This is a genomic window from Caulifigura coniformis (genome assembly GCF_007745175.1).
Taxonomy (GTDB): Bacteria; Planctomycetota; Planctomycetia; order Planctomycetales; family Planctomycetaceae; genus Caulifigura; species Caulifigura coniformis.
The window spans coordinates 5680028-5705286 of sequence record NZ_CP036271.1 but is presented as its reverse complement, the minus strand read 5'-3'; the positions used below and the strand labels follow the sequence as shown (position 1 = coordinate 5705286).

At 64.3% G+C, this 25259-nt stretch carries 20 protein-coding genes; 10 read left to right on the top strand and 10 right to left on the bottom strand.

The features are described from left to right. Nucleotides 1–194 precede the first annotated feature (194 nt). Complete coding sequence (locus Pan44_RS22915) at nt 195–896, top strand: PEP-CTERM sorting domain-containing protein (protein WP_145034098.1); 702 nt, start codon at nt 195–197, stop codon at nt 894–896. 121 nt (nt 897–1017) lie between these two features. Here the strand turns inward: Pan44_RS22915 and Pan44_RS22910 are convergent, their stop codons facing one another. Continuing rightward, nucleotides 1018–2037 (bottom strand): SIS domain-containing protein, encoded by a 1020-nt coding sequence (locus tag Pan44_RS22910; RefSeq protein WP_145034097.1) that lies wholly within the window; start codon nt 2035–2037, stop codon nt 1018–1020. Nucleotides 2038–2143: 106 nt separating this feature from the next. Here Pan44_RS22910 and Pan44_RS27565 point away from each other — a divergent pair, with 106 nt between their 5' ends. Next, complete coding sequence (locus Pan44_RS27565; RefSeq protein WP_197453582.1) at nt 2144–3820, top strand: hypothetical protein; 1677 nt, start codon at nt 2144–2146, stop codon at nt 3818–3820. A gap of 267 nt (nt 3821–4087) precedes the next feature. Here Pan44_RS27565 and Pan44_RS22895 read toward each other — a convergent pair whose 3' ends face one another. After that, nucleotides 4088–4738 (bottom strand): hypothetical protein, encoded by a 651-nt coding sequence (locus tag Pan44_RS22895; RefSeq protein ID WP_145034096.1) that lies wholly within the window; start codon nt 4736–4738, stop codon nt 4088–4090. Between the two features lie 290 nt (nt 4739–5028). Here Pan44_RS22895 and gcvT point away from each other — a divergent pair, with 290 nt between their 5' ends. Together gcvT and Pan44_RS22885 are read left to right on the top strand one after the other, a co-directional pair. After that, entirely contained in the window at nt 5029–6138 is a 1110-nt protein-coding gene (gcvT, locus tag Pan44_RS22890) for a glycine cleavage system aminomethyltransferase GcvT (RefSeq protein WP_145034095.1), read from the top strand. A 43-nt stretch (nt 6139–6181) separates the two neighbouring features. Beyond that, entirely contained in the window at nt 6182–7018 is an 837-nt protein-coding gene (locus tag Pan44_RS22885) for a purine-nucleoside phosphorylase (protein ID WP_145034094.1), read from the top strand. 10 nt (nt 7019–7028) lie between these two features. Here Pan44_RS22885 and Pan44_RS22880 read toward each other — a convergent pair whose 3' ends face one another. After that, nucleotides 7029–7808, bottom strand: coding sequence for an SDR family NAD(P)-dependent oxidoreductase (locus Pan44_RS22880; protein WP_145034093.1), 780 nt, complete (start codon nt 7806–7808; stop codon nt 7029–7031). Between the two features lie 213 nt (nt 7809–8021). Here Pan44_RS22880 and Pan44_RS22875 point away from each other — a divergent pair, with 213 nt between their 5' ends. The 3 genes from Pan44_RS22875 (at nt 8022) to Pan44_RS22865 (ending at nt 11290) form a co-directional block, all read left to right on the top strand. Next, nucleotides 8022–9236 (top strand): Tm-1-like ATP-binding domain-containing protein, encoded by a 1215-nt coding sequence (locus tag Pan44_RS22875; protein WP_197453581.1) that lies wholly within the window; start codon nt 8022–8024, stop codon nt 9234–9236. A 38-nt stretch (nt 9237–9274) separates the two neighbouring features. Further along, the gene (locus Pan44_RS22870; protein WP_145034091.1) at nt 9275–10132 is read left to right on the top strand and encodes a phosphoenolpyruvate hydrolase family protein; all 858 of its coding nucleotides are present in this window, start codon (nt 9275–9277) and stop codon (nt 10130–10132) included. Between the two features lie 318 nt (nt 10133–10450). Beyond that, the gene (locus Pan44_RS22865) at nt 10451–11290 is read left to right on the top strand and encodes an OmpA/MotB family protein (protein ID WP_145034090.1); all 840 of its coding nucleotides are present in this window, start codon (nt 10451–10453) and stop codon (nt 11288–11290) included. Between the two features lie 27 nt (nt 11291–11317). Here Pan44_RS22865 and Pan44_RS22860 read toward each other — a convergent pair whose 3' ends face one another. After that, nucleotides 11318–11932 (bottom strand): ATP-binding protein, encoded by a 615-nt coding sequence (locus tag Pan44_RS22860; protein ID WP_145034089.1) that lies wholly within the window; start codon nt 11930–11932, stop codon nt 11318–11320. A gap of 331 nt (nt 11933–12263) precedes the next feature. Between Pan44_RS22860 and Pan44_RS22855 the strand changes: the two genes are divergently transcribed. Together Pan44_RS22855 and Pan44_RS22850 are read left to right on the top strand one after the other, a co-directional pair. Continuing rightward, a complete protein-coding gene (locus Pan44_RS22855) occupies nt 12264–13751 on the top strand; it encodes a hypothetical protein (protein WP_145034088.1) in 1488 nt (495 codons plus the stop codon). After that, complete coding sequence (locus Pan44_RS22850) at nt 13748–14755, top strand: disk-shape morphogenesis protein volactin (RefSeq protein WP_145034087.1); 1008 nt, start codon at nt 13748–13750, stop codon at nt 14753–14755. The genes Pan44_RS22855 and Pan44_RS22850 overlap by 4 nt, the downstream gene beginning before the upstream one ends. A 31-nt stretch (nt 14756–14786) precedes the next feature. On the opposite strand, the gene Pan44_RS22845 is transcribed toward Pan44_RS22850, so the two are convergent. The 3 genes from Pan44_RS22845 to fabZ all read right to left on the bottom strand — a co-directional run bounded on the left by Pan44_RS22845 (nt 14787) and on the right by fabZ (nt 19022). Further along, the gene (locus Pan44_RS22845; RefSeq protein ID WP_145034086.1) at nt 14787–16040 is read right to left on the bottom strand and encodes a tagaturonate epimerase family protein; all 1254 of its coding nucleotides are present in this window, start codon (nt 16038–16040) and stop codon (nt 14787–14789) included. 85 nt (nt 16041–16125) lie between these two features. Next, the gene (locus Pan44_RS22840) at nt 16126–18558 is read right to left on the bottom strand and encodes a DUF4159 domain-containing protein (protein WP_145034085.1); all 2433 of its coding nucleotides are present in this window, start codon (nt 18556–18558) and stop codon (nt 16126–16128) included. 26 nt (nt 18559–18584) lie between these two features. After that, complete coding sequence (gene fabZ, locus Pan44_RS22835) at nt 18585–19022, bottom strand: 3-hydroxyacyl-ACP dehydratase FabZ (RefSeq protein WP_145034084.1); 438 nt, start codon at nt 19020–19022, stop codon at nt 18585–18587. A 188-nt stretch (nt 19023–19210) separates the two neighbouring features. On the opposite strand from fabZ, the gene Pan44_RS22830 reads away from it, so the two are divergent. Then, entirely contained in the window at nt 19211–19654 is a 444-nt protein-coding gene (locus tag Pan44_RS22830) for an NIPSNAP family protein (protein WP_145034083.1), read from the top strand. Between the two features lie 72 nt (nt 19655–19726). On the opposite strand, the gene Pan44_RS22825 is transcribed toward Pan44_RS22830, so the two are convergent. The 3 genes from Pan44_RS22825 to recQ form a co-directional block, all read right to left on the bottom strand. Next, the gene (locus Pan44_RS22825) at nt 19727–21838 is read right to left on the bottom strand and encodes an alpha/beta hydrolase family protein (RefSeq protein WP_145034082.1); all 2112 of its coding nucleotides are present in this window, start codon (nt 21836–21838) and stop codon (nt 19727–19729) included. Between the two features lie 96 nt (nt 21839–21934). Beyond that, on the bottom strand, nt 21935–22618 hold the full coding sequence (locus tag Pan44_RS22820) for a DedA family protein (protein ID WP_145034081.1): 684 nt from the start codon (nt 22616–22618) through the stop codon (nt 21935–21937). A gap of 324 nt (nt 22619–22942) precedes the next feature. After that, entirely contained in the window at nt 22943–25114 is a 2172-nt protein-coding gene (gene recQ / locus Pan44_RS22815) for a DNA helicase RecQ (RefSeq protein WP_145034080.1), read from the bottom strand. Nucleotides 25115–25259 lie beyond the last annotated feature (145 nt).

Here is a 25259-nt window from a genome sequence, read left to right as displayed (position 1 = left end):
CGCCTGCGACCCCTCGGCCCTCCTTGCAAAACTGGAGATTCCGGGGGGATTAGAACGGTTGATTGTTGTATCCGGCCGGCGTAGCCCCTAAAACCGTTACAGAATGAGTTCTATTGTTGTGCCGTTGAGCGGGCCACGCTGACGAGCACAAATACGGGTCGACGGTACATTCGTGAGCGAGGGGGCCACTCTCCATGAAATTCCGAATCCTGCTCACGCTGCTCAGCATCTGCGCCGCGAGTGAATCCCGCGCGGACATCGTCCAGGTGATAGCGAACGGGAATTTCTATTCCGATAACTCCAATCTCCATAGCTGGGAAGTAACGACATCCGACCCGGCTGCCGGCAATTGGGTGTGGGCGACCGAACCTCCGACACTGTTGGTGTTAAATACGGGGGCCAATGACGGCGTCGGCTACCTGCTGACTGACATCGACGAGCCGTTCACCCCCGGGACGATGTCACTCCATACCGGAATCGGGCCGATAACTCCCACCCCGGCGCTGACAACCTCCGGAACGTTGAGTTGGACGCACTACCTCGATTCAGCGATCGCAGACTGGGGACCTGGTCAGCAGTTCAGAGTGCTACTGCGAGCGACGCAAAGCGGTAATGAGCAGGTTGCTTTCACCAAAAACAGTGGCGATCTCGTACAAGCCCCCCAGACATTGAGCGTCAATGTCCTCGGCTTTCTGCAGTCGCTCGCGGTCGGCGAATCCTTCAGCCTGATCTTCGAGGCGACTGCAATGAGCCCGATGCACCTCGAAGTCGACAGCGTTTCACTCATAGTGGATGCGCCGGCGGCGGTGCCGGAACCGGGTTCATTTCTGCTCTGTACGCTCGTCGGGGGCGCGGTGGTCGCTCGCCGCCGAAGGAAGAAACCGCTCGCTTCCTGAGTCGTTGACGCATGCACCGTCCGCGACCGTCACCAAGTCTCAGGGCCGAAAAAAAGCGGCCCGTTTCGGTTGGCGGGCCGCTCTTCGAACAGTCATCGGGCTCGACTGAGTCACGCCGGCCTCAGCCGGTGAACTCGTTCCCAACTTTTCGGGCCCGCTGCGGCTTGTCGAGATTGATGCCGAGCTTCAGTCCCGTCGCGACGAGGACGTTCCAGCCGGCGGCCATTTCGACGTAGCCGCTCAGATCCCCCGCATCCGGCACGAGAATCGTCGGGAAGCGTGTCGGACGGGACGAGATCGCGATGATCGTCATCCCGACTCCCTTTTCGAGCACATCCGCAAACTTCGCTTCCGCGTCTTCGAACGGGCTGACCCACAAGAGCACGTCCCCGCCCTGCATCACCTCTTCGACCCCATGGGCCGCATAGGTTCCCGGCAGGAAATCAGCGGGCTTTCGGGTGATCTCGTTGGTCTTGAGCGTCAGTTCTTCGGCGACGCCGTCATTGCGACCGGCCCAGTAGATGGTGCCGGCAGATGCGATTCGCGCGGTCAGCGCGGGGTCGATTTCGGTCGTCAGGGCGCTTCGCACCATGTCGGCGACTTCGCCCAGGCGGGCCCGCGGCAGAGGACGGCCAGCGACTGCATCGACCAGCGCCCGGTGATGCAGGGCTTGTTCGAGAACGCTTTTGGTCGCCGCCACCGCCGATTCACCACCACATTTCAGCGTGAAGGCGACATCGGCGATCGATTCGAGAGTCGAACCGGCGTGCGCAGTGATGCTGAAACGCTTTGAGTGCCCACCGCTCTTCAGCTTATGGAACAGCCGGATCACTTCCGCCGTCCGGCCGGAATTGGAAACTCCGCAGACGGCCGAATTTGAGAGATCGTATTCCGAGGCCTGGCTGGCCGCCTCGGTCGCGATCGCCAGCGCATCTCCCTGGCGGCGCGCGTGGACCATCGCGTTCTTGGCGGGGAAAATCCGGCTCGAACCTTCACCGGTCAGCATGAGCCGACCGGCCTGCCGAACCGGTTCGACAATCGGCTCGATGACAGCCGGGTCGAAGTTCTTGAGGACATCCACCGCCGCGAGCATGTCGCGGACGAGTCCGAATTCCGTTTGTCGGGGGTCTTGAGGATTCATGGCGCGAATCTTGGGGATTTGTCGACAGCCATGCCAGTGAATTGGCCGCAATTCTCAATCGCTGGCCGATCTTGAATTCGGCACGCGCGAGGGATAGTGTCATCGCATGAACGATCCATTTCAGAAGAAGCGCCCGGACGACAACTGGGAGGCGCTCGCAGACGATCTCCTCGGCAGTGACGGCGGGCTGTCCCCTGCGCCGATTGACGACGATCCCCTTGATTTCGACGGCCTGGATGTCGAACCCGAGCCGGCCGCGCCCATTGCGGAAGCCCACGAAGACGAGCCGGAAGACGACAGCCAGGTCTGGGAGCAGCCGCTCGAGGCCAGCCCTGTCGGAGACGCCGATGACGACTTTGGTTTCGGCCTGCTCGACTCGGAACCGAAACCGGCCCGTGCTGCACGTCCGGACAGCGCGCGCGGCAGGAAGTCGGAATCCGTGAAGTCCGAGCCCGCGAAGTCGGAACGACCGGCACGCTCGGAACGCCCTGCCCGTAACGAACGTCGCCGGGAAGAGCCCAAGCCCCCCGTCGAGGCCGCCGCCGAACAGGAAGCCGCGGAAGCGCCAGCCAGCGACACCGCCAAGGACAGTTTCTGGAACGCCCTCGAAGGCTGGGACTGGGAAGAGAGCAGCAGCGAGACCTCGCCCTCGGCTCCCCGCGGAGATCGATCGGGATCGCGCGGCGGACGTCCGGAACGCGGTGGTCGAGGTCGCCCCGAGCGCGGCCGTGATCGTGATCGCGGCGGTCGCCCGGAACGCTCCGAGCGTCCTGAGCGTCGCCCCGAGCCGGAAGCACCGGCTTCGGAAGCCCGATTCGACTCGGCCGGAGACGAAAGTCCCCGTCCCGAGCGGGGCCGCCGCCGGGAACGGCCGGCGCGTGAACAGCCGACCCAGGAACGCTCGTCGCAGGAGCGCCCCTCACGGGAAGAACGGCCCCGCCGTTCGGAACGCCCGGCGCGCGAAGACCGGCCCGCACAGGGTGAGCGCTCGCCCGGCGAACGAACCGCCGCCCGGGGGGACGAACCACGTGGCCGTCGACGTTCGGAACGCCCTCGGTCCGAGCGGCCTGCTTCGGCCGACGTTCCCAGCCAATCCTCGGAGGAAGATGACGACGGCTTCGGCGAAGGCCTGTGGAAGGCCCCGGCGCCGGCGTCCGCCAGCTTTGACGACTTCGAAGATCGCCCCGAAGAGACGCAGCCCGAGGGTGAGCGTCGCCCCCGTCGGCGCGGACGAGGTCGCGGTCGCGGACGTCGTGAGGAAGCGGCCGAACGGGATGTCGAAAGCCTCTCGACGGAGCCGACCGGTTTCATTGAAGCCGAAGACGCTGCAGGCGACGATTTCGGCGCCGGTCTCGAAGAGTCTCCGCGGCGCCGCCAGGAGTACGCGGAACGCCCCCGCGGTGAAGATCGTGGCGGCCGGCCTCCGCGTCGCGAACGGTCCGAACGCGAGGACCGCGGCGGACGTGAACCGCAGACGGATCGAGGCCGCGGCCGGGGCGAGCGCCCCCGTCGCCAGGAAGAACCGGTCGCTGCAGGAGCCGAGCGCGAGCCGCGCCGGCGTCGCGGCTCATCCGAGGAATCCCGCAGTGATTTCCCGGCGGTTGTTCCGGTCGACTACGGCGACGTTCCGACATGGGACGAAGCGATCTCCTATCTCCATCTTCCACGTCGCGCCGCGGGCAGCGGCGGCGGCGGACGTTCAGGAGGGGGAGGCCGCGGCGGCGGCGGTGGTGGTGGACACCGCGGCGGCGGCGGACGTGGTTCACGCGGACCGCGTCGCTGATTGACGCGAGATCGGAATTCGAACACGTCGCGGTCGGGAGCCTGTTCCCGACCGCGACGTTTCCGTTGATACCCCAGCCCGGAACGCAGTCAGATGAGCGACGACGGATCAAGGTGAACGATGTGAGTGGCCCAGACACCGACCGAAGCTCAGCAGGGCAGAAGCGATTCACTGCAGCGTCGAGGTACGCCGCCAGGCCCCCGCTGTCCTGGAGACCGGGAACGTTCCTCGTGTCACCGCGTTCGATTTGCGTGAATCGAACGCGAGCTAATTCGCCGCCTGGGGATGCGGGGGAAGTTGCAGAATCCCGGCAACCTTCGTCGCCTCGGGACCGGTCAGCAGGCCTTTCGCCCGTGCCACGAACCCCGGATTCACATGCCAGCGCCCCAGCGCTTCAAACAGCGGCTCGCAGGCGGAATCTTCCAGCCGGAACTTGGCCTTCAGCACCCGGGCCTCGTCGGCCGGGAGATCCTGGAACTGGCTGATCAGGAGGAAGTCACCCTGGCTCGAGAGATTGACGTGAAGCGCGTGGAGCGACTCCGCCAGTCGATCGTCGAGGACGGGAAACAATGGACGCGGTCCGCCCCGCAGAAACCTCCGGATCGACTTTCCGTCCGCCTTCACCGTGCGGGCCGACGTCTCACATGCGGCGTAGATCACCGCCTCGTCCATCAGCGTGCCGGTCAGCTTTTCCGCCGAGTAATGGCGGTCCCAGGTCTCCAGGAGGAGATCGAGCTGCACCCGCGGAGCGACGTTCCTGAGGAACGGGACCTCCGTGAGGTAGCCCAGGGTCACCTCGTGCCCCATGCGGGCCTGCTCGGCCAGCGTGATGCGTTCAAGCGTGTCGCAGAACGCGACCCGAAACGCGAAGTACGTCAGATCCGTCTGCGGCAGAAGGTCGTCGCCTATCGTGAGCATGAATTGCACTGTGGCAAAGCGCATACCCGATGGCAAGCGGGCACTTTCGGGATTTGGCTCAAGCTCGGAAGTCTATCGCCGGTGAGCCGTTGCAGCTTGCCATCGGTCGCCCCTCCCCGCCCGCGCCCGCCTGGCGTGTTGACAAAATGCCACACGCCGTCGCCACGACGGAACGTTTCTTACAAGACAATCACGCGCTGCATCCACTACAACCCCGGAGGCCTGCGTGAACGCCGCGCTCACACGCTTCGGCCACGATTCGACCGTTTTTCCTGCGGATATGAGACGACATGGAACGGACTGTTTTGCACGACTGGCACCAGGCTCACAACGGCCGAATGGTCGACTTCGCCGGCTGGTCGATGCCCGTGCAGTATTCGAGCATCGTCGAAGAGCATACGGCCGTCCGCGAGCGCGTCGGGCTGTTTGATATTTCACACATGGGGCGCCTCGAGTTTCAGGGCCCCGATGCCGTGAGGTTCCTCGACCACCTGCTCACGAACGAAGTCTCGACGCTCCAGCCGGGACAGGTCCGGTATTCGCTCGTCTGTCGTGAAGACGGCGGAATCCTGGATGACGTCCTCGTCTACCGCGTCGAGCAATCCCTGGCTGGCGATCCAACGCACCTGCTGGTCGTCAACGCATCGAACCGCCTGAAAATCCTGCAGTGGATCGAATCGCAGAAGGCCGGTTTCGACGTCGCCGTCATCGACCGCACGGGCCCGTGGGCAATGATCGCGCTGCAGGGGCCGAAGGCGTGCGAGCTCATGGCCTCCTACGGAACCCCAGATCCGGCGCCCCACAAATACTACACCTGCTGGAAGGGCCAGACGCCGCATGGACCGGCGATCGTCAGCCGGACGGGTTACACCGGAGAGGACGGCGTCGAACTGATGCTCCCTGTCGAGACGGCACAGGCCGTCTGGAACGATCTGATGTCGAGGGGCCAGCCATTGGGAATCCTTCCCTGCGGACTGGGATGCCGCGACACGCTCCGCCTCGAGGCCGCCATGCCGCTGTACGGCCATGAGCTGTCCGAGCAGATCGATCCACTGACGGCCGGCCTGCAGTTCGCCGTCAAACTGACGAAGCCGTTCATTGGTCAGCAGAGGTTGGCCGAGATCGCGGCCTCTCCGCTCGACCGCACGCGAGTCGGACTGGCCCTGGAAGGCCGGCGCATCGCCCGCGAACACACGCCCGTCAAAGTCGGCAGCGATGTTGTCGGCGAAGTGACCTCCGGAACATTCTCGCCGACGCTGCAGAAGACGATCGCAATGGCCTGCGTCTCGAAGGCGCACTCGGCGATCGGGACGCCACTGGAAGTCGACCTTCGCGGCAAGCTGGAACGCGCAACGGTCGTCCCGCTTCCGTTCTACAAGCGCCCCCGCGCAGCGCGCTGATCTCGAGAGTCACCCGGAAACGCCACAACCTCGTTCACGTCTCATGCTCCACCTCTACGACCAGATCGCTGAAGCCACGGCCGCCATTCGTAAGGCCTGGAACAGGAAGCCTCACGCAGGGATCATTCTGGGGACCGGCCTGGGGGGGCTTGTCGACCGGATCCAGGTTGAGGCGTCGCTCGACTACGACACGATTCCGCATTTCCTGAAGAGTTCCGTCGCCAGCCATGCTGGCCGACTCGTCTGCGGAACGCTGGAAGGCCTGCCGGTCGTGGTCATGCAGGGGCGCTTCCACATGTACGAGGGCTATCCGCTCTCGGCGATCACGCTGCCGGTGCGGGTCTTCAAGGCGCTCGGAGCGGAGCTCCTGGTCGTCTCCAATGCCGTGGGTGGACTCAATCCGTTCTACTCAACCGGCGACATCATGGTCATCGACGATCACATCAACCTGATGGGCGCGAATCCGCTGATCGGCATCAACGACGACCGGCTCGGGCCCCGTTTCCCCGATATGTGCGCTCCGTACGACCGCCGCCTCGGCGACGTCGCTCTGGAGATTGCGCGTCAGCAAAACTTCCCGTGCCACAAGGGGGTCTTCGTCGCAGTCTCGGGGCCGAACCTCGAGACCCGTGCGGAGTACCGCTTCCTCAGGAACATCGGAGCGGACGCCGTCGGCATGTCGACGGTTCCCGAAGTCATCACGGCCGTTCACGCCGGCCTGCGGACGATCGGGCTGTCGATCGTCACCGATATCTGCCTGCCGGACTGCCTCCGCCCGGTGGACGTCGCGGAAATCATCGCCGTCGCCAACGCGGCCGAGCCCCGTTTGACGGCACTCGTCACCGGTCTGCTCAAGTACGAAGCGGCCACGAAGGCGTAGCGCGCGGGCCTTATTTCAGCGGATGCAGCTTGCCCGTCGTCCAGGCGATCCACTGCCGCGGCCACAGCCGTGACGAAAAGGCGAGCGTCTTGTTGATGAACCCCGGAATGACCAGCGGCTTCCCCTTCATCGTCGCGTTGTAGCCCAGCTTCGCCACCGGCTCGGCCTCCATGATCGCAAAGCGGAACAGGGGCGTATGCTGCATGTGGGCCTGATCGCCGAACCCGGTCAGCGTCGGCCCCGGGGCAAGACAGGTCACCGTCACCCCCGTTCCCCGAAGTTCGATCGAAAGCGCTTCGCTCAGCGACAGCACATAGGCCTTCGTCGCGAAATAGACGGCCACATTCGGCCCCGGCTGGAACGACGCCGTCGAAGCAACGTTCAGAATCCGGCCCTTCTTCCGCTGCATCATTCCCGGCAGATAAAGCCGCGTCAGTTGCGTGAGCGCCCCGACGTTCACGGCGATCGTCTGCAGGTAACGCTCGGCCGGAACGTCCCAGAAATGGGCCATATCGCCGAAGCCCGCGTTGTTCACCAGGATGTCCACCTGCAGGCCGCGGCGTTCGGTTTCCTCGAAAACGCCTCGCACCTGGCCTTCCTGAGAGAGATCGGCGCAGATGATCTCGGCGGTGACGCCGTATTTCGTCCGCACTTCGAACTCCAGCGCCTCCAGCTTGTCCCGGCTTCTGGCGACGAGCACCAGGTTGTTCCGGTTCTCGGCAAACTGCAAAGCGAGTTCCCGGCCGATTCCGGATGATGCGCCCGTCACGAGGACACGTTCCTGCGGCATCTGCTTCGATTCCTTTGAAGAATGGACGTTCGAAGTCACTCACTTACCAGCGACGGCATTGATCCGCAACGGTCCCCCGCGGCCGGGGTCTGGCGGGCTTGCCCCGCGAATCGCGAATGACGGCCTCGCATTTCAGGCTCAATTCATTCCTCATCAAAACCGGCTACGATGGCCCCGGTTCGACTGTCCGTCACCTCGCGCCCGGTGATTCTGATGCGACCGAGTGTCTATGCCATCGCCACGATGGACACAAAGGGGCAGGAAATCGCGTTCGTCGCCCGCCAGGTCGAACAGGCAGGCGCGGGCGTGACGATCGTGGATGTCGGCACGCAGGGGCCTCCCACCGCAAGCCCCACGATCGCCCGGGAAACAGTCGCCGGATGCCATCCCCGCGGTGCGTCTTTTGTCTTGAGCCAGACCGATCGCGGCGCTGCCGTGGAAGCCATGAGCGAAGCGCTCGATCGTTTCCTGACAGGCGAATACCAGGCCGGCCGCGTGCAGGGCGTCATGGGAATCGGAGGGAGCGGCGGGACGGCGTTGATCACGCGCGCGATGCGTTCGCTTCCCGTCGGGTTCCCCAAGCTCATGGTCTCGACGGTCGCCAGCGGCAACACCGCCCCGTACGTCGACTGTGGCGACATCTGCATGATGCCCTCCGTCGTCGATGTGGCCGGCATCAATGCCGTTTCCTCCCGGGTTCTCGCCAATGCGGCCCACGCGATGGCCGGAATGGTCGCCCATGAAACGCAGCCGATTGAACTCAAGCCGATCGTCGGCATGACGATGTTCGGCGTCACGACGACCTGCGTCACGGCGGTCCGCGAGGCGCTCGAACTACAGGGATTCGATTGCCTGGTCTTTCACGCGACCGGGACGGGCGGCCGCGCGATGGAGAAGCTGGTCGAGTCGGGACTCATCAAGGCCGTTCTCGACATCACCACGACGGAGGTCGCCGACGAAGTGGTGGGCGGGGTCTTTGCGGCCGGCCCGCATCGCTTCGAAGCCATTCTCAAAGCAGGCATTCCATATGTCATGAGCCTCGGGGCACTCGACATGGTCAACTTCGGAGCGCCCGAATCCGTTCCTTCAAAGTTCGGCGACCGGCTGTTCCATCGCCACAACCCGCAGGTCACTTTGATGCGGACGACGCCGCAGGAGAATCGTGAGTTCGCCCGCTGGATCGCCGGCAAACTGCGGCACGCCACGGCCCCGGTCGTGGTGCTCATCCCGGAAAATGGGGTCTCCGCTCTCGATGCTGCCGGGCAACCTTTCCATGATCCCGAAGCCGATATCGCGCTCTTCGACGAATTCGAGTCGGAGGTCCGCGGACTCAAGCAGGTCACCGTTCAGCGTCATCCAAACCACATCAATGATCCCGAGTTCGCCGCCGCGCTCGTCCGCGAGTTTGGCCGACTCTGGAACCGCTGATTCCAACGCCCCTTCCTGAAACTCCTCCCCAACGAGCCATGAGCGAACCCCGCCAGTCGATTCTCTCCCGCCTGCGTCAGAAAATCGCTGCCGGCCGGCCGATCATCGGCGGCGGCGCGGGGACGGGCATCAGCGCGAAGTGCGAAGAGGCGGCCGGAATCGATCTGATCGTGATCTACAACTCGGGCCGCTACCGCATGGCCGGGCGCGGCTCGCTCGCCGGGCTGATGCCCTACGGAAACGCCAACCAGATCGTGAAAGAGATGGCCCCGGAGGTGCTCATGGCCGTCCGGAAAACGCCCGTCCTGGCAGGTGTCTGCGGAACCGATCCCTTCCTGATACGCGACCACTTCCTGAAGGAGCTCAAGGCCCTCGGCTTCGCCGGCATCCAGAACTTCCCCACGGTCGGGCTGATTGACGGGACGTTCAGGGCCAACCTGGAAGAAACCGGGATGGGCTTCCAGCTGGAAATCGACTGCATCGCCGCAGCCCACCAGCTCGACATGCTGACGACCCCTTACGCCTTCGATCCCGAACAGGCTCGCCTGCTGACCCAGGCCGGAGCCGACATCATCGTCGCCCACATGGGGCTGACCACCTCCGGGACGATCGGCGCTCAGACCGCCCGCGGGATGGACGAATCGGTGGCTGCCGTTTCCGAGATTGCCCAGGCTGCCAAATCCGTGCGGTCCGATGTCATCGTCCTGTGCCATGGCGGGCCGATCGCCGAGCCGGAAGACGCCCGCTACGTCCTCGAGCGCTGCGCCATCGAAGGGTTCTACGGCGCGAGCTCGATGGAACGCCTGCCGACGGAAGTCGGCATCACCGGGCAGGTGAAACGCTTCGTCGATCTCCAGATCAGTCGGCCGCAATCGGGCAAGCCAGCGCGGGCTTAGTGGACGTGGAAATCTGGGAAACCTGTCGACACGCCAAACCGGCGCGAAAGCGCCGAATTCCGGCTTGAGGGAACTTCTCGCAAAGGCCGGGCCGACCGTTTCCGCCCTCCCGAGAACGGGCTCTCGCGGCAAGTCCTGCCGGTCTTTAGGGAATCTCGCCGGAATTGTTAGGTCCTGGGAAATCACCCCGGTATAAGCCCGCCCCAACCTCCACCCGGGAGCTGCCGTCTGGGTGGGCGTCTTGAGATTCAGAATACATCCACCGGTTCATTCGCCTCCCGGCGGGCGAACCGATTCGGCACGACGCGGAGTTCCGCCATGTTGTCGCAAACCCATCGATTCAAGCGTCCCCTGCTGCTTCTGCTCGCAGCCGCCTCCTGCGCCGTGACATCCGGCTGCTGTGGCCGGCGTCGCGAACTGCGGCAGGCGAAGCTGCGCACCATGCAGATGTACCAGCAGTGCCAGCAGCTCGGCGGACAGCTTTCGCAGGCACACTCCTCCGCCGCCCAGCTCGCAGCGGAAAAGCAGAAGTACGAGCAGCTCGCCAACCAGCTCCAGGGCAACCTCGACACGGCCAACGAGCGGATCGCCAACCTGTCGAATGAGCGGTCGCAGATCCAGGATCAGTACAAGAACATGCTGACCGGGCTGACCCCCTCGAACAATCCGCTCAACAGTTCCGCCAATCGCAAGTTTGAGGAACTGGCCCGCAAGTATCCTGAGTTCGAATTCGACCCGACGACCGGCGTCAGTCGCTTCAACGGTGATCTGCTGTTTGCCTCGGGAAGCGACGAGATCCAGTCCAAGGGATCGAAAGTCCTGCAGGAATTCGTCCGCATCATGAACGAAGAGGACTCCCGGCAGTTCCACGTCCTGGTGGTCGGCCATACCGACGACATGGAAGTCGTGAAGTCGACAACCCGCGCCAACCACCCGACCAACTGGGATCTCTCGGCCCACCGGGCCACGTCGGTCGTGAAGTCGATGGCGAAAATGGGCCTCGGCGAGCCGCGCATGGGCGTCGCCGGCTACAGCAAATACCAGCAGGCCGCTGCCAACAAGGACGACGCCTCCCGGCAGCAGAACCGCCGTGTCGAAATCTTCGTCCTCGCCCCGGATGCAGTGATCGCCGGCGTCGAGCCGGGTCGCCGCAGCTGATCGCGACGTCGCCCCTCGCAACCGGCTTCAGCGCCCCGCCAGCACCAGTTCGCACGGCTCGGCCGCGAACTCGTCGGCAATCGCGTCCAGGATGTCCGAAGGCGCCGATTTCCGCCGCTTGATCATCGTGACTTCATTGCCGCGGCGGTTGTAGGACACCTCGTCCATGAACGTGCGCATCATCAGCACGCCCCGGCCGCTCTGCAGTCCGATCCGGTCTTCCGCCCGCGGATCGGGAAGACGGGACACATTGAAACCAGGTCCCTGGTCTTCAATTCTCCAGAGCATCTGCTCCCGGCTCGCTTCCATGTCCACAGTCACCATCCGGCTGCTGTAACGCTGGTCGGCCTGCCGAATCGCGATCAACCGCTCGAACGCATCGTCGTCCGCTTCACGAAGCGACGACGAGACTTCGAGGTTGCCGTGGATCACGGCGTTGAGAAGTGCCTCTTCCAGCGCCACGCCGGCATACAAACGGGCCTTCGGCGTCATCCAGTCGAACAGTTCGGCCCCCGTGAGCAGCCGCTGCACGACGCGGGTCACTTTCTGGGGGCAATTGTCGATGCCGATCGTGAGGCAATGCTCGCAGATCCCTGCGGCATCGCGTCGGCGATATTCCTTTTCGACCCAACCTGTCGACATGTTCGCCTGCCTCGGAATCGCGTGCTCGGATGAGCGTCGCGTCCGGCTGAAGTGAAACAGGGCAATCTGGAACGCTTTTTCCGGATGGGGCAACTTTGCGGAGACGGGTGCTCCACGTCGCCTCTCCGGGATCTCGTGGAAATCCTTCAATGGCTTCGGCAGGTTCGCCGCTCGTTGTCACCGTTTCGCTCCGCAGCTCCCAATTTCTTCATCCCAATTTGCCGAGCGTGCCGAAAACGACACTGGGTCAGGGACCGCACGGCAGCGGTCTGTGTCGTATGCGCGGAACGGTTTTTCCGCTGCGATGGTCAGGGAAGGTCGAAGACGCACGATGTCCGTGTTGCGACAGGGGCTTCTGATCGTCGCTTGCTGCCTGACAGCAGTGGCCGCGACCGCGTCATTCGCGGTCGCCCAGAGCGGAGCGCCACGCTATCTCGGCTCGGATGCGACTGTCGTCGAGTTCGGAGAGCACCGCGCCTTCCGGACGCGCCGCATCGCGGTCGTCGGAGATGTCGAACGCCCTGGCGTTTATGAGTCAACCACGAGGCAGGTCTCCGCCGCTGAGGTTCTCGCCGCTGCGGGAAGCCGCCTCATGCTGGGAGACTATTTCTCGCGCCATAACGGCGGACTCCCGCCCGTTTCCATCTCCACTTCGACCGCAGATTCGCAGGATGTCGTCACTGGAGACGTCCTCGTCGTCGCCGTTCCTCCCACCCGCCGGAAGCCGCCTGCGGCAACGGAGGACATCCACGTCGCCGCGATCGGCCTGGCCCCCGAACCGGTCGTCATCCGCGTGGGACCGTCGGAACGGTCGCTCGCGACGCTGTTCTTCCGGCTGAATCAACCCTCCGAGGCGGCTGTCGCCGCGCGAGTGAACGGCGCTCCGGCGTCCGGGCCTCTCAAGAATGGCGACGTCATCGTGGTGGGCTCAAATCTCGTCGACCGCCGGGCCCTGCTGGGCTGCCACGCGATCCTGACGGTGCGTCCGCTCGCAGCCGAACTGCCTCAAGTCGCCCCCACGACGGAATCGGCGCCGCCGGTCGCGGCTGCCGAAGTCCCGCTTTTGCCCGTCCTTGAAGCGCCCGCGCCCGAATCGCGGCCCCCCGCGACGATCGCCGATTCGCCGGTCGAACCGGCCCCGGCGCCCGAGGAACGCCGTGTCGCCCTCCTGACAGATTCGCCGTCGCCGACGGCGCCGGAAGACGGCCCGCAACTGGTTCACGAGGAAGAGCGGCCCGCGTTCAGGCGATTCACGGCCCGCCCCGCGTTCGGCCGCCGCTCCGCGGTGAAGAATGCGGCCTGGGAAACGCCCGACGTCTCAGGAAGCGAGTCCAACGTCCGCGGACTTGTCATCCTGCTGGCCCTCGGCACGCTCGGCCTGGGAGTCACCCTGCTCTGGCTGACCTCGGAACGCCGCCTGCGAACCGCGGCCGCGCGCGAACCGGTCCCGGTGATCGTGTCGACACTCCCCGAACTCGATGAGCCGGTCGTCGAAGAGGTCGATCGTCTCGAGGAACTGCTCCACGGCGGAGTGTCCATCGAAGACGAGCCGGTCGTGCTTCCGTCGCGGATCTCACTGCATGGCGAGGCCGTGGGCCAGAAGCGGCTGATCGTCCATCCTCCGCAGGCGCTCGCGGGCCCCCACTTCGGAGCCGCATCGACCGCCGCCGCGAAAGTGGAATCGAAAGCTGAACCTGCCCCCCGCGAAACCGCGCCGGTCACCAGCCGCCCGCCGGCCTCCCCGATCCGCTCGGCAAAGGACACCGAAGGACTGCTCGATCGCGTGCTGCTCGCCATGCAGCGGGAGGAGCGTCGATGACGTTCGGGCTGGACATCGGGACGAGCGGCGTGCGCTGCCTGTACAGACCCGGCAGGTCGCTCCGCGGCCGTCGTGCTCCGGCCTGTTATCTGGCACTTCCGGGGGGATCCGACGAGAAGCTGCTCCTCCAGAGAGCGATGATCCCCTACTCAGTCTGTGAAGGGGGCTATGTCGTCTTCGGAGAGAATGCGATCGAGCTCTCCCGGGCCATCAAACTGCCGCTGATTCCCGTTTTCCCGGAAGGCCGGCTACCGAAGCAGGACCCCATCGGAAGGCAGGTCGCGGCGACACTGATCGAATCGGTGCTTCCCACCCAGGCGGGCGTCCTCAGCCCGTCGCTGATGGTGGTTCCCGATGATGTGGCCCGCTTTGCCGAGCGGGTGCTCGCGCTCCGCGGCATCAAGTGCACACCGATCCATGCCGGCACGGCGTCGATCCTTTCCGAACTCGGCGACCGTGAATTCACCGGCGTCGGGTTCGCCGTTGGTGCGAGCACCACGTCGCTCTGCGTGGCCGTCCACGGACAGCCCTTGGTCGAACTGACCTGCGCCCGCGGCGCGGGAGGCGTCGACGAAGTGTTCGCCCGCAGTCGCGGCTGGTACGTCTTCGATCACGAAGGCAACCGCTACCTCGACGTGCGCCGAGTGGTCCGCTGGCGCGAAGGAGCCGGAATTGATCTCACCCACCCGCAGGGGGACGACCAGGACCTGCTCCGCAGCCTGGTGCGGGAATGGCTGCATGCGGCGATGTCTGAATTCACGCAGCGTCTGGAGGCACTCCCCGTCGCCCGGTCGGCACGAGGCGTGAGCATCATGACCGTGACCGGCGGGCCGAGCCGCATGAACGGCTTCGACGTCCTCGTCGCCGACGCGATTCGCCGCGCCCAGTTACCACTGCCGGTCATCGAGATCCGGACGGCGCCCACTTCGGAATACACCCTCGCCCGGGGCGCATTGATCGGCGCGGAACTCGAACAGAAGGTCGCCCGCACACGCGCCGCCTGACTCGTCCGCGGCGCGACAGGTCGGCCTGCTGTCAAACCGTCAAAGCACGCAGGTGTCGCTCGAAGTGGTCGGCCAGGACTTCGCGGTAAGTGTCGCGATGATCGGCGACGACTCCCTTCACCAGCGGCCCCCACTCCGGATCAGTCAGCACCGAACCGAAGGTGCAGTGCAGGATCTGTCGGCCCGGACTGGTGAAGCCCCGCCCGGGTCGGACGTCCGACCACATCTCCAGGTAGATTCTCTCCAGGCCCTGGTCGCTCGAGATGGCGCTCGCCTCCGGCGCGGACTTCAGCGTCGCCGAGACGTGGTATGTCGCCTTGTCGGTCTCATAGCGGCCACGACAGAAGTCGATCAGCCGCCGGAATGACTTTGGCTCGTGCCTCGCGACGACGCGCAACGCCTCAAGATAGCTGGTCCCCGCGGTCTTCACGTGGAAGCAGCCCCCTGTGGCCCGCGCCAGCGCGGGATACATCGAGAGCTTGTCCGAGCCGGAATGGAGACTGAGCTTGTACGGCCCCAGGAGCCGCGCGATCGCAGCGTGATCGTCGAGCGACGTCGTCAGCGCTTCGATCTTCCCTTTGAAATCAACGCCCTTCTCGAAGTCGCCCACGAACCGGGGGGCCAGGCTGATCAGCTTCACGCCATTGCTCAGGCACTGGTCCGCAATGATGTAGTGCTCGGCCAGGCTGGTCGGATGGTCCGTTTCGTCCACGGACAGCTCGATTTCGTAGTCTCTTCCCGCCGTGTCCATCAGCCGTCGCACTTCCGCGGAGAGGCTGATGGCCAGCTTGATCGCGCGGCCATATTTCACCGCCGCCCTGAGGCAGGCCTCTTCCGTCAGGTCAACCTTCGTGCCGTTCGCCAGGCCGATCGACTGGCCCCGGTACTGCTCGATCCACGGGGCCTCCGCCCGGCCCAGCTTCGAGCGAAGCGTCGCCTCGTTGTCGGAATCGGCGTCCGGATCAACCTCCGCCGAGGGATCGAGGGTGAAGAACGTAAACCCTGCGGCAGCGGTGACGGCGATATCCGCAGGCGTCTTGAGATGGTCCGCATCCGCGCCGAACGGATCTGCCCAGCGTTCGGCCTGCAGTGCCTGGATGGCGTCCCGCATCACGCCTGCAGCGCTTCGCTGAGTGCGCGTCATTTCCCGAATCGACTGCTGTGGAAAAATCCCGCGGATCACCCCTCCCGCCCGACGCATCGCTTCCACATGTCCCGGCGTCGCCAGTCCGAGACGATCACCAAATCCAAACGACGGGGCCAGACCAAGGGTGCGTGGTTGCATGGAGTACCAGGGCGAGCGGGTGGCGGGACCGCACGATCATCGCCGGGACCTCCGCGATTTCAAAGCGTGACTATGCCGCCCGACCTCACTGCGCCAGCGCGTAGATCACCATGTTCGTGGCGAGCCGCGCCGCATCCAGGCGGCTGTATCCCGCGCACGTCTGCGTGTTCTGCTGTTCCAGGGCGCAGCTCAGGTCGTACTTGCTGTACAGCACGACGTAGCGGTCGTTGATCTTCAGTCCTTCCAGGATCGGCTCACCGACCGAATCCTCGACCGACAGCGATCCCGCCTGGGTCGTCATGGGAATTCTCCGCGACACGCTGCGGACGTCGTGACCCAGTTGAGGCAGGTTGAAAATCTCATGCGTGACCGGGATTCGCTCGAGCGGCTTCCCGAACGTCTTTTCAATCATGTCGCGGAAGCTGCCGTCGAACTGGGGCGAGCCGCAGCACGCATCGGCAATCAGCACTCCGCCGTTTTCGAGATAACCACGCAGCCCGTCGCGCTCCGCCTGGTTGAACGCGAAGTTCTTCCGGCCATGCATATAGGCGATCGGGTACTGCCGCAGCGCCTCATCCGTGGCCGGCACATTCGGGGAGGTCGTCGCCATCAGGTATCCGAGCTTCGACAGGGCCCCCTGCAGATGCCGCAGCGCATTCGGGGCGGCATCCCAGCCGCCGGTATGCCTCAGGCGGGCGATCTCGATCGCGCTCCGGGGGGCGTTGTCATCAACGTCGGTCGCCAGAGCCGGCGGGCGATCGAGCTTGCTCACGAGTTCCCGGTTCGTGGCATACGCGATGATGTTCACCCCCAGGTTCATCGACTGCGCGATCTGGGATTTCACATCCGGCCGCCGGGTGGGAATGTCGTATTTCGTCCACTTCTGCCATCGGCAGGCGTGATCGAACGGGGCGTACACGATCGCCGTCCGGCAGCCGAAATCGACCCCATACAGTTCCGGCGGATTGGACGCGAAGACCGCCTCGCTCCGGTAGATGTCGTGCGTCGGCGGAAGCTTCTGAAGCTTCACCGCCTCCTCGGGGAACATGCGTTTCAACAGCGTCCGGAACCCGATATCGAAATCCGTGTTTTCACAGTTCTGAACGGCCAGGATGAAGCCCCCCTGGTTGACGTATTCCCGAAGGATCTCGACCTGCTTGCCGTCAATCGACGCCGGGTCTTCAGTCCCCGAGATCAGCTGCACCGGAGCCTGCAGGAGCGCAGACACGCCTTCCCCTTCGGCCGCACGGGCCAGGTCGACAGATTGCCAGTTCAGGAACTGCGGCCAGCCGGTGCGGGTTGTCAGGGAGTCGACCAGGTTCGCGACGTCGCGCGGATGCCGGTTCCAGTCTTCGGAAACAACCTGCCCGATCGCATCCCGCTTGCCATACTCGATCTTGTTGATGACCACCGGCGCCAGTCCTTTCGACAGGAACATCAGCGCGAAGCAGGTGTCGACGTTGCCATAGGCCGGGCGGGCGGTCGGAATCGCGAACGACCCGGTGCGGGGGTTCTGGATCGTGACCAGGAACGACGCCCCTTCCCGGTACCAGTCGTGTTCGCCGAAGAAGCGGATCCCGGCGAAACGCCCTGCTCTCTCAAGCCCATAGAGGTAGTACAGGTAGAAGTAGTTGCTCCGCTCCGGGTTGTCGCTGACCGCGAACCGCGTCGCCATCCAGCGTTCGGCCGCCTTGATCGCCTTGCGCACCCGCGGGTCGCCCGTCGGCGCGCAGCAATCAATCCGCCCATCGGGCCCGACGTTCTCGTCCGCCTGCAGCATCGAGGACGTGATGATCAGCGACGACAGCCCGGCCACCGTCATGCCGCCATAGGCCCCGTCTCCCCCCCCTCCGGAGACATACGACCACCCTGCCCCGCCAGGACCGTCGATATTGCCAATCTGGTTCTGAAGGAACAGCTCCTGCGCTTTCAGCCACACCTTCTGATCGACCGTATAGCCCTTCATCGCCGCTTCCCGCAGGCCCAGCAGCGCAAACTGATTGACACTGTTGTCCCAATCGGTGTCCCCCGGCCCCGTGGGAGGCTCATACCGCCAGCCCCCGTTCGATTTCTGGTACGCCACCAGGAGGTCGGCCAGCTTCGCGATTCGCCCGGGGTCCTTCCCTTTCACCGCCGCCAGCGCCTGTAGCATCAGCGAAAGTTCATACGGCTTCTGCCGCGACGTCGCCTCCAGCTGATCGTCCCGGATCGACCTCAAATACTTGAGACCTTTGACGATCGCTTCGTCGTCTTCCTTCATGCCCGCGTTCAGCAGCGCCAGAATCGCCAGGCCCGTCGTCCCGTTCTTGAACTCTCCCAGCCCACCGGGAGAGGCCATCCACGATCCGTCGTTCGCCTGCTGGTCGACGAGGTATTGTCGGCCGCGTTTGATCGCGTCGAGAACTCGGGCTCGCAGCTGCGCATCATCCTGCGCGAACGCGGCCGACGAAACGGTTCCCAGACACGCCAGCGCGAACGCCACCGCCGAGGTAAGTTTCAGATCCGTTCGACCGTTCATGCGCGTCCCTCTCGCGGATCAACCCGTCATTCCGGCAGGGTTGCCTCGGCGCAGGCGAATTCCACCCGCACCGCCACCTGGCCATCCACGACGGCCCGCCCCTTGAAGAATACGGCATTCGCCATCCGTTCGCTGACATCAACTTCCAGCTGCATTGTTTCGCCCGGCCGCACCATCCGCCGGAACTGCGCCCCCTGAATGCGGGTCGCGACCGGCACGGCCTTCGACCCGGTCGGCATCATGCGCCCGATCAGCACCGCCGCGGCCTGGAAGACCGCCTCGCAGATCAACACCCCGGGCAGGATGGGAAAGTGGGGATAGTGCCCCTGGAACACATCGAGATCCGGCGAAACAAACTTTCGCGCCACAATCCGCTTCTCATCCACCTCGATCACTTCATCCAGCCACAGGAAGGGCGGCCGGTGGGGGATGATCTGCTGGATCTCGTCGCAGGAAAGTCGCATGGCTGGAGAGTCGTTGATGGAGCGTATTGATGAATGCGGGACGATCTGTCGGATCGTAGGCAACAGGACGCTCGCCGCAAACACGGCCTCGATTCGGCCGTCCGCGGTTTCACCCGACTCCCCGCCAAGCTATCACATCAGCAGATTGTCCTTCCGCACTCTCCCGCCGACCAAAGGAATCTCGCCCGATGTCCTCGATCCGAACGACTCTTTTCGCCTGCGCCGCCGGCCTGGCCCTCGGAGCCTTCACCCTGACGATGAACGGATCCGCGGCCGCTGAGCCGCAGGCCGAAGGCATTTACGAGTTGCGGACCTATACCGCGGCCGAAGGCAAGCTGGATGCGCTCGAAGCACGCTTCAAGAATCACACGATGAAGCTCTTCGAGAAGCACGGCATGAAAAACGTGATCTACTGGAAGCCGACGAACGCGGAAACTTCGAAAAACACGCTGATCTACGTCCTCTGGCACAAGAGCGAGGACGCGGCAAAGGCATCGTTCGCGGCTTTCCGGAAAGATCCCGACTGGGTCGCCGCAAAATCCGAATCCGAAAAGGACGGCTCGCTGACGATCCCCGGCGGCGTGGTCTCGGTCTACATGAAGGCAACCGACTGGAGTCCGAAGCTGCGCTGATCCCGATCAGCGTCCGGTCAAACCAGAAGAGCCCGGCGGTGACGCCGGGCTCTTTTGTGTTGCAGCCGTCACCTATTGGATGCCCAGCGCCTTCAACAACGTCTCATCGCGGAGAACGTCGTTCGACAGTTCGAACGATCCCTTCGAACTGTTGCTTGCGGAAAGAAGGACCGACCAGTCGCCTCCCCCTTCCCCGGAAATCGTAAGCTTGCCTCCGATCGCCGCCAGGGCCGCCAGTCCCTGGATGTCTCCATACCGAAGCGCCCCTGGAAGCACATTCGGATCGTCGGCCGAAGTGATGTTCTGAAACCGGAATCGGTTGAGGTCGACAATCGTCTTTGACGTCGGCGATCGCATCTGGGCCTGTGCCAGCAGCGTCCATGGGCCGGCCCCTTCCACTCCGACGAGATGCACCGGCCCCACTGTGCCGAAACGCTCGAGCGCGTCATGGGCCAGCACAATGTCACGAGCCCGCTGCGAGATCAGGGGCGCGTTGTAGCAGTACGTGTAGCCCGGAAAGTTCGCGTTCACCGCATACTTCGCGGTCTCCCCCTCAGCCAGGAATTCACCGGTGAGGAACACATCGACCAACGCCACGCGATACCCGCCGGCGAGCAGTTTCGCGACTGCGGAGATCGGCTTCCCCCCAGCGTCAAACAGACGCGACTTCCCGCGACCATCGATCCACAGCACCGTCTCGTTCTTCGGCGTGCCCGTCGGTTCCAGCACGACGGCCGGTACGCTCCTCCCCCCGGCCGAGATCAGCAGTTTCTGCACTCCGCGTTCCGTGTCTCCGATGGCCTTCACCTTGATCGCCGCCGGCTCGGTCCGGGGGCCGACCATCACGTCGACGGCCGTGCCGACAACATCGAGAAAGCGCTGGACGTCCGCCTCCTTCTTCGGCTCGAGCGAGGCCATCAGCTCCCGCGATTCTTTCGCCATCTCCGCCCGCAGCCGCTCCGCATCCAGCCAGTCCGCAGGCGCAGGGTGCGTTTGATCGAAGACGGTCATCTCCTCACGGGTCAATGGCCAGAAATCAGTCTGGTCGACCTCCACGTGGCCGAGCCCGAAGTGCTTCGCCATCCACGCGAACATCACCTCGCGGGAGACCTCGTTGTAGTTATGCGGAAACTGTGGGAAGCACTTTGCCGCGACGTTCTCTTCCTGGCCATACAGGGCATAGATCTTCTTGAGTTCCGGCAACCCCTTCGTTTCGATGTCGATCGTCCAGTCGTTCGCTCCGGTCATGCCAAGCGGTCGTGGAGCGATGAGCGCGGCGATCGCAACATTATTGATCCCCTGCCGCATGTAGCTGGCGTTCTCGCACTGGCAGCCCCCCTGCATCGCCGTGCCCACCATCACCGCCGGAAACGCGACGGCCGCACGCGGATCGATCGCGCACAGGATGAACGTCTGCGTGCCGCCGCCGCTGGCCCCCGTCACGCCAATCCGCTTCGGATCGACATCCGGCAGCGACTCCACGAAGTCGAGCGCCCGGATCGAGTTCCACGTCTGCAGCCCCATCTTGTTCTGCAGCCACAGTTCCGCCTGCACATCGTTGAACCCCTCGCGGTGCGGCAGCGCCAGGTTGTCGGCCGTGCCGACCGTGTCGAACACGAACGCGACGCACCCCATACGCGCCAGCTGCACTTCGATCGCCTGCAGCGGACAGCGTGCCCCGGACAGGTAGCTTTCCGCGCCCGACTTGAGCAGGTCGGCCGCCTCCTTGGGTGGCGAGTCGTAAAACCTCCCGTTCAGCCAATGCCCATGTGGACACAGCACCGCCGGCCGTTTCTCAGTCGAAGTCTTCTTCGGACGATACAGGCTCCCGGTGACGTAGACGCCCGGGCGACTGCGAAACACCACCTTCTCCACCGTGTAATCGCCCCTGTCGACCGGGCCATGGATCACCGCGTCCAGCGGCGTCTTCTCAGGCAGCGGCCACAGGCCGTTGGAGACCAGGATCTGGCGGCGGATTCGTTCGGCCTCTTTCTCCCACGCCTCCTTCGATTCAGGCGGCGACCAGGGATGGTACTTGTCGTTCAGCGTCCGTAGCGGCTTGAGGCGGACGTCATCAGGCTTTTCGCCCGGAGGAAGAACTCTCGAGATGTCGGCCGCGAATGAGGCCGAAGCCGTCAGGAGGGAGAGAGCAGCAACGCAGAAACCGACAGCGAGGCAGTGCATGGAGGGAACTCCGCAGGCGGGATGATGACCGCGCGCCGGCGGCCCGCAGAAGTCATAAGGCCGCCGGGAGCCGCCCGCAACGATGCGGGTCCGTGCTCAGACCGCAGGGGGCGACTGAGCCGCTTTCTGCGCCGCCTTCTTCAACCGCCGGGCGTTCCACACCTCGTAAACAATTGGCAGCACCGAGACCACGAGGATCCCGTAAATGATGATCTTCAGGTTGTCCTTGAACTTCGCGCCCAGCCACCAGCCGGCCACCAGGAACAGCGAGATCCAGATCGCCGCGCCGAACACGTTGTAAACCGCGAATCGCCAGTAGTTCATTTTCCCGATGCCGGCCACGAACGGGGCGAACGTGCGGACGATCGGGACGAACCGCGCGATCACGATCGTCTTCGCGCCGTACTTCTCATAGAACCGCTGGGCCTCGACGAGATGCTTCTTGCTGAACCAGCGCGATTCCTCCGATCGAAACACCGCGGGTCCGACGCGATAGCCGATCGAATAGTTCACGGCGTCCCCGAGCACGGCCGCGATGAACAGCAGCACGCCCATCAGCGGCAGGTTGATCGTCGAGCCCGAAAGTCCTGCAACCGCCCCGACAGTGAACAGGAGCGAGTCGCCCGGAAGGAATGGCAGCGCGACGAGTCCCGTCTCGCAGAAGATGATCACGAACAGGATCACGTACAGCCACGGGCCGACGAGCTGCGTCAACTCGGTGACGTTCTCAACGTTCAGATGGAAGATCGTGTAGACAATCTTTTCCAGAAGTTCCCACACGACGCGGATCGCTTTCTCAAGAATGCTTCGGACCGGTTCAGCGTCCCCCGACCCAGCGCATGGCCAGCCAGCACAGGGCAGGAAAGACGGCGAACAATACCACAAGCATGAACGCGTTGGATCGCCAATTGTCGGGCCAACGGGCCATGAGTCACTCGAGGGGAACCGGCTATGCGGGAAAGAAGGAAGTTTACTGCAGCGCCGGAGACTGCACAGCAAGCCGCGGACGGCCGTCCCATGTTCAGGACGCGCCGGGCGACCACGCTCCTGACCGAACAGGCGACTCACGCTCTCAACGGACTCTCTCGGGTCTTCCCCCGAGGATCACCCGCGATTCCGGTTCTCCCAGCAGGTCGCCACGATCCGGATCGCGTCGTAGCCGATGCGTCCCTGCAGATGGTCGAAAACCGGCTTCAGCGGCCGCGCCCCCATGACTTCGATCGCCGCCTCGACATCCTGACGGTCCCGCTGACTGACCCACGGGGTGCAGTCCGTCACCTTCTTCGACGTCAGGTAGTCGCTCAGGTAAGTGCTGACGGTGCTCGCTGCACGCCCCATCTTCTCGGCGACCTCTGCAATGCTCAGGCCTTCGGCAAACATCCGCTCGGCCTGGTAGCTCCCATGGGGCCGGCTGCGCGGCGGCGCGGGCGGGGCCGCCGTCGGGGCAGCGGCATCCGTGGGAACCTGGTTGTGGACACACCACGTCACGATCGCGTCGACGAACATCGTCCCGAACTCGGCCTTCTTGTGAGACCCGATCCCCGGCACCCCTGCGAACGACTCCAGGGACGACGGCCGAAGCTGCGTCATCGCCTTCAGCGTCGCATCGCTGCAGATGACATACGGCGGAACGGCGCGGGCTTCGGCGATCGACTTTCGCAGCTTCCGCAGTTCTTCAAACAACTCCGGATGCTCGATCGGAACATCCTCTTTCTTGGCCGACGACGACGCGCGTCGGCCGCCAGCCGGCAACGTCAGGCGCACCTCCGCCTCCCCCTTCAGGACTTTCCGTCCCGGCGGAGTAATCTTCAGGACGCTGTACTCCCCTTCCCGCACGAGGAAGCCCTGGCCGGCGAGTTGGCCGACCCAGCGCGTCACGTGATCCTCCGAGTGATCCTTGAGCAGCCCGAACGTCGACAGGTCCGCGTGGCCGTTCTCCTTGATTCGCGCATCTTCGATCCCGCGCAGCACCTGCACCGTGTAGGTCGCGCCGAAACGCTGCCCCTGGCGATGGATCGACGAAAGAATCTTCTGCGCGACAATCAGCGCGTCGGGCACGTCCACCTGTTCCGTCGTGCAGCGGTCGCACTGTGTTCCACAGTCCGCCTCCAGGTCCTGGCCAAAATATCGCACCAGGCTGCGATGACGGCAGACCGGCGATTCGCAGTACCCGAGCAGTTGCGTCAGCAGCCTTCGGGAATGCGGCTGTGCCGTGTCCGGCTGGTCGTTGATCCGCTGCTGCCACAACGTGACATCCGCGCCAGAGTAGAGCAGAACGCACTCGGCCGGCAGACCGTCACGTCCCGCCCGGCCGCTCTCCTGCTGGTAGTTCTCCAGGGACGCCGGCAGCGCCGCGTGGATCACATACCGCACGTTCGATTTGTCGATCCCCATCCCGAACGCGACCGTGGCGACGATCGTTTTCACGCGGTCGTTGATGAAGGCATCCTGGTTCTTCTGCCGCACGTCCGCATCGAGCCCGGCGTGATAAGGCCGTGCGCTGAAGCCGGCGATATTCAGTTCCGTGCTCAGCGCTTCGACTTCCTTCCGGCTCAGGCAGTAGATGACGCCCGATTCTTTCCGGTACCGGTTCAGCACTTCGAAGATCTGCTCGCGCCCTTTTCCCTTGCCCCGCTTCGCGACCGTGTACGCCAGGTTCGGCCGGTCGAAGCTCCCCACCTGCATCTCGGGATCCTGCAGGTTCAGCTGCTCGGCAATGTCGTTGCGGACCTGCTCAGTGGCCGTCGCCGTGTACGCATGGATCGCCACATTCGGACAATGCTCGCGGATCGTCCGCAACTCCCGGTACTCGGGCCGGAAGTCGTGCCCCCACATGCTCACGCAGTGGGCCTCATCGATGGCGAAGAAGGAAATGTTTCCGTCGGCCAGCAGACGGTATCCATCCTCCGAGCGGATGCGCTCCGGCGCGAGGTAGAGCAGCTTGAGCCGACCGTCCTGGAAGTCGCGGCGCACCTGGCGGCGCTCCTCCATCGACTGCGTGCTGTTGAGGAAGCCCGCTTCGACGCCGCAGCTCTGAAGGCTGTCGACCTGGTCCTTCATCAGCGAAATGAGCGGCGAGATGACGATCGCGCAGCCATCCATCGTGACGGCCGGCGCCTGGAAGCAGAGTGATTTCCCTCCGCCCGTCGGCAAAACGACCAGCGAATCGCGGTGCTCGAGCACGGCCGACATCGCTTCCGCCTGCAGCGGACGAAACTCGGAATAGCCCCAGAATTTCAGAAGGTTCGTTTTGAGCGGAGCGAGCAGGTCAGACATCAGCAGCCGAAGGGTAAGGACGGGCTGATGATAATTTGTTCAGAGGAGAGGGCAAAGCGGGCCGGACGAGTCCAACACAGAAGGAGTTGATTTCACATTGGGCTGGCGAGCGGCCGGCGTCAGCCGGCTGTGCCGCATTGAACAG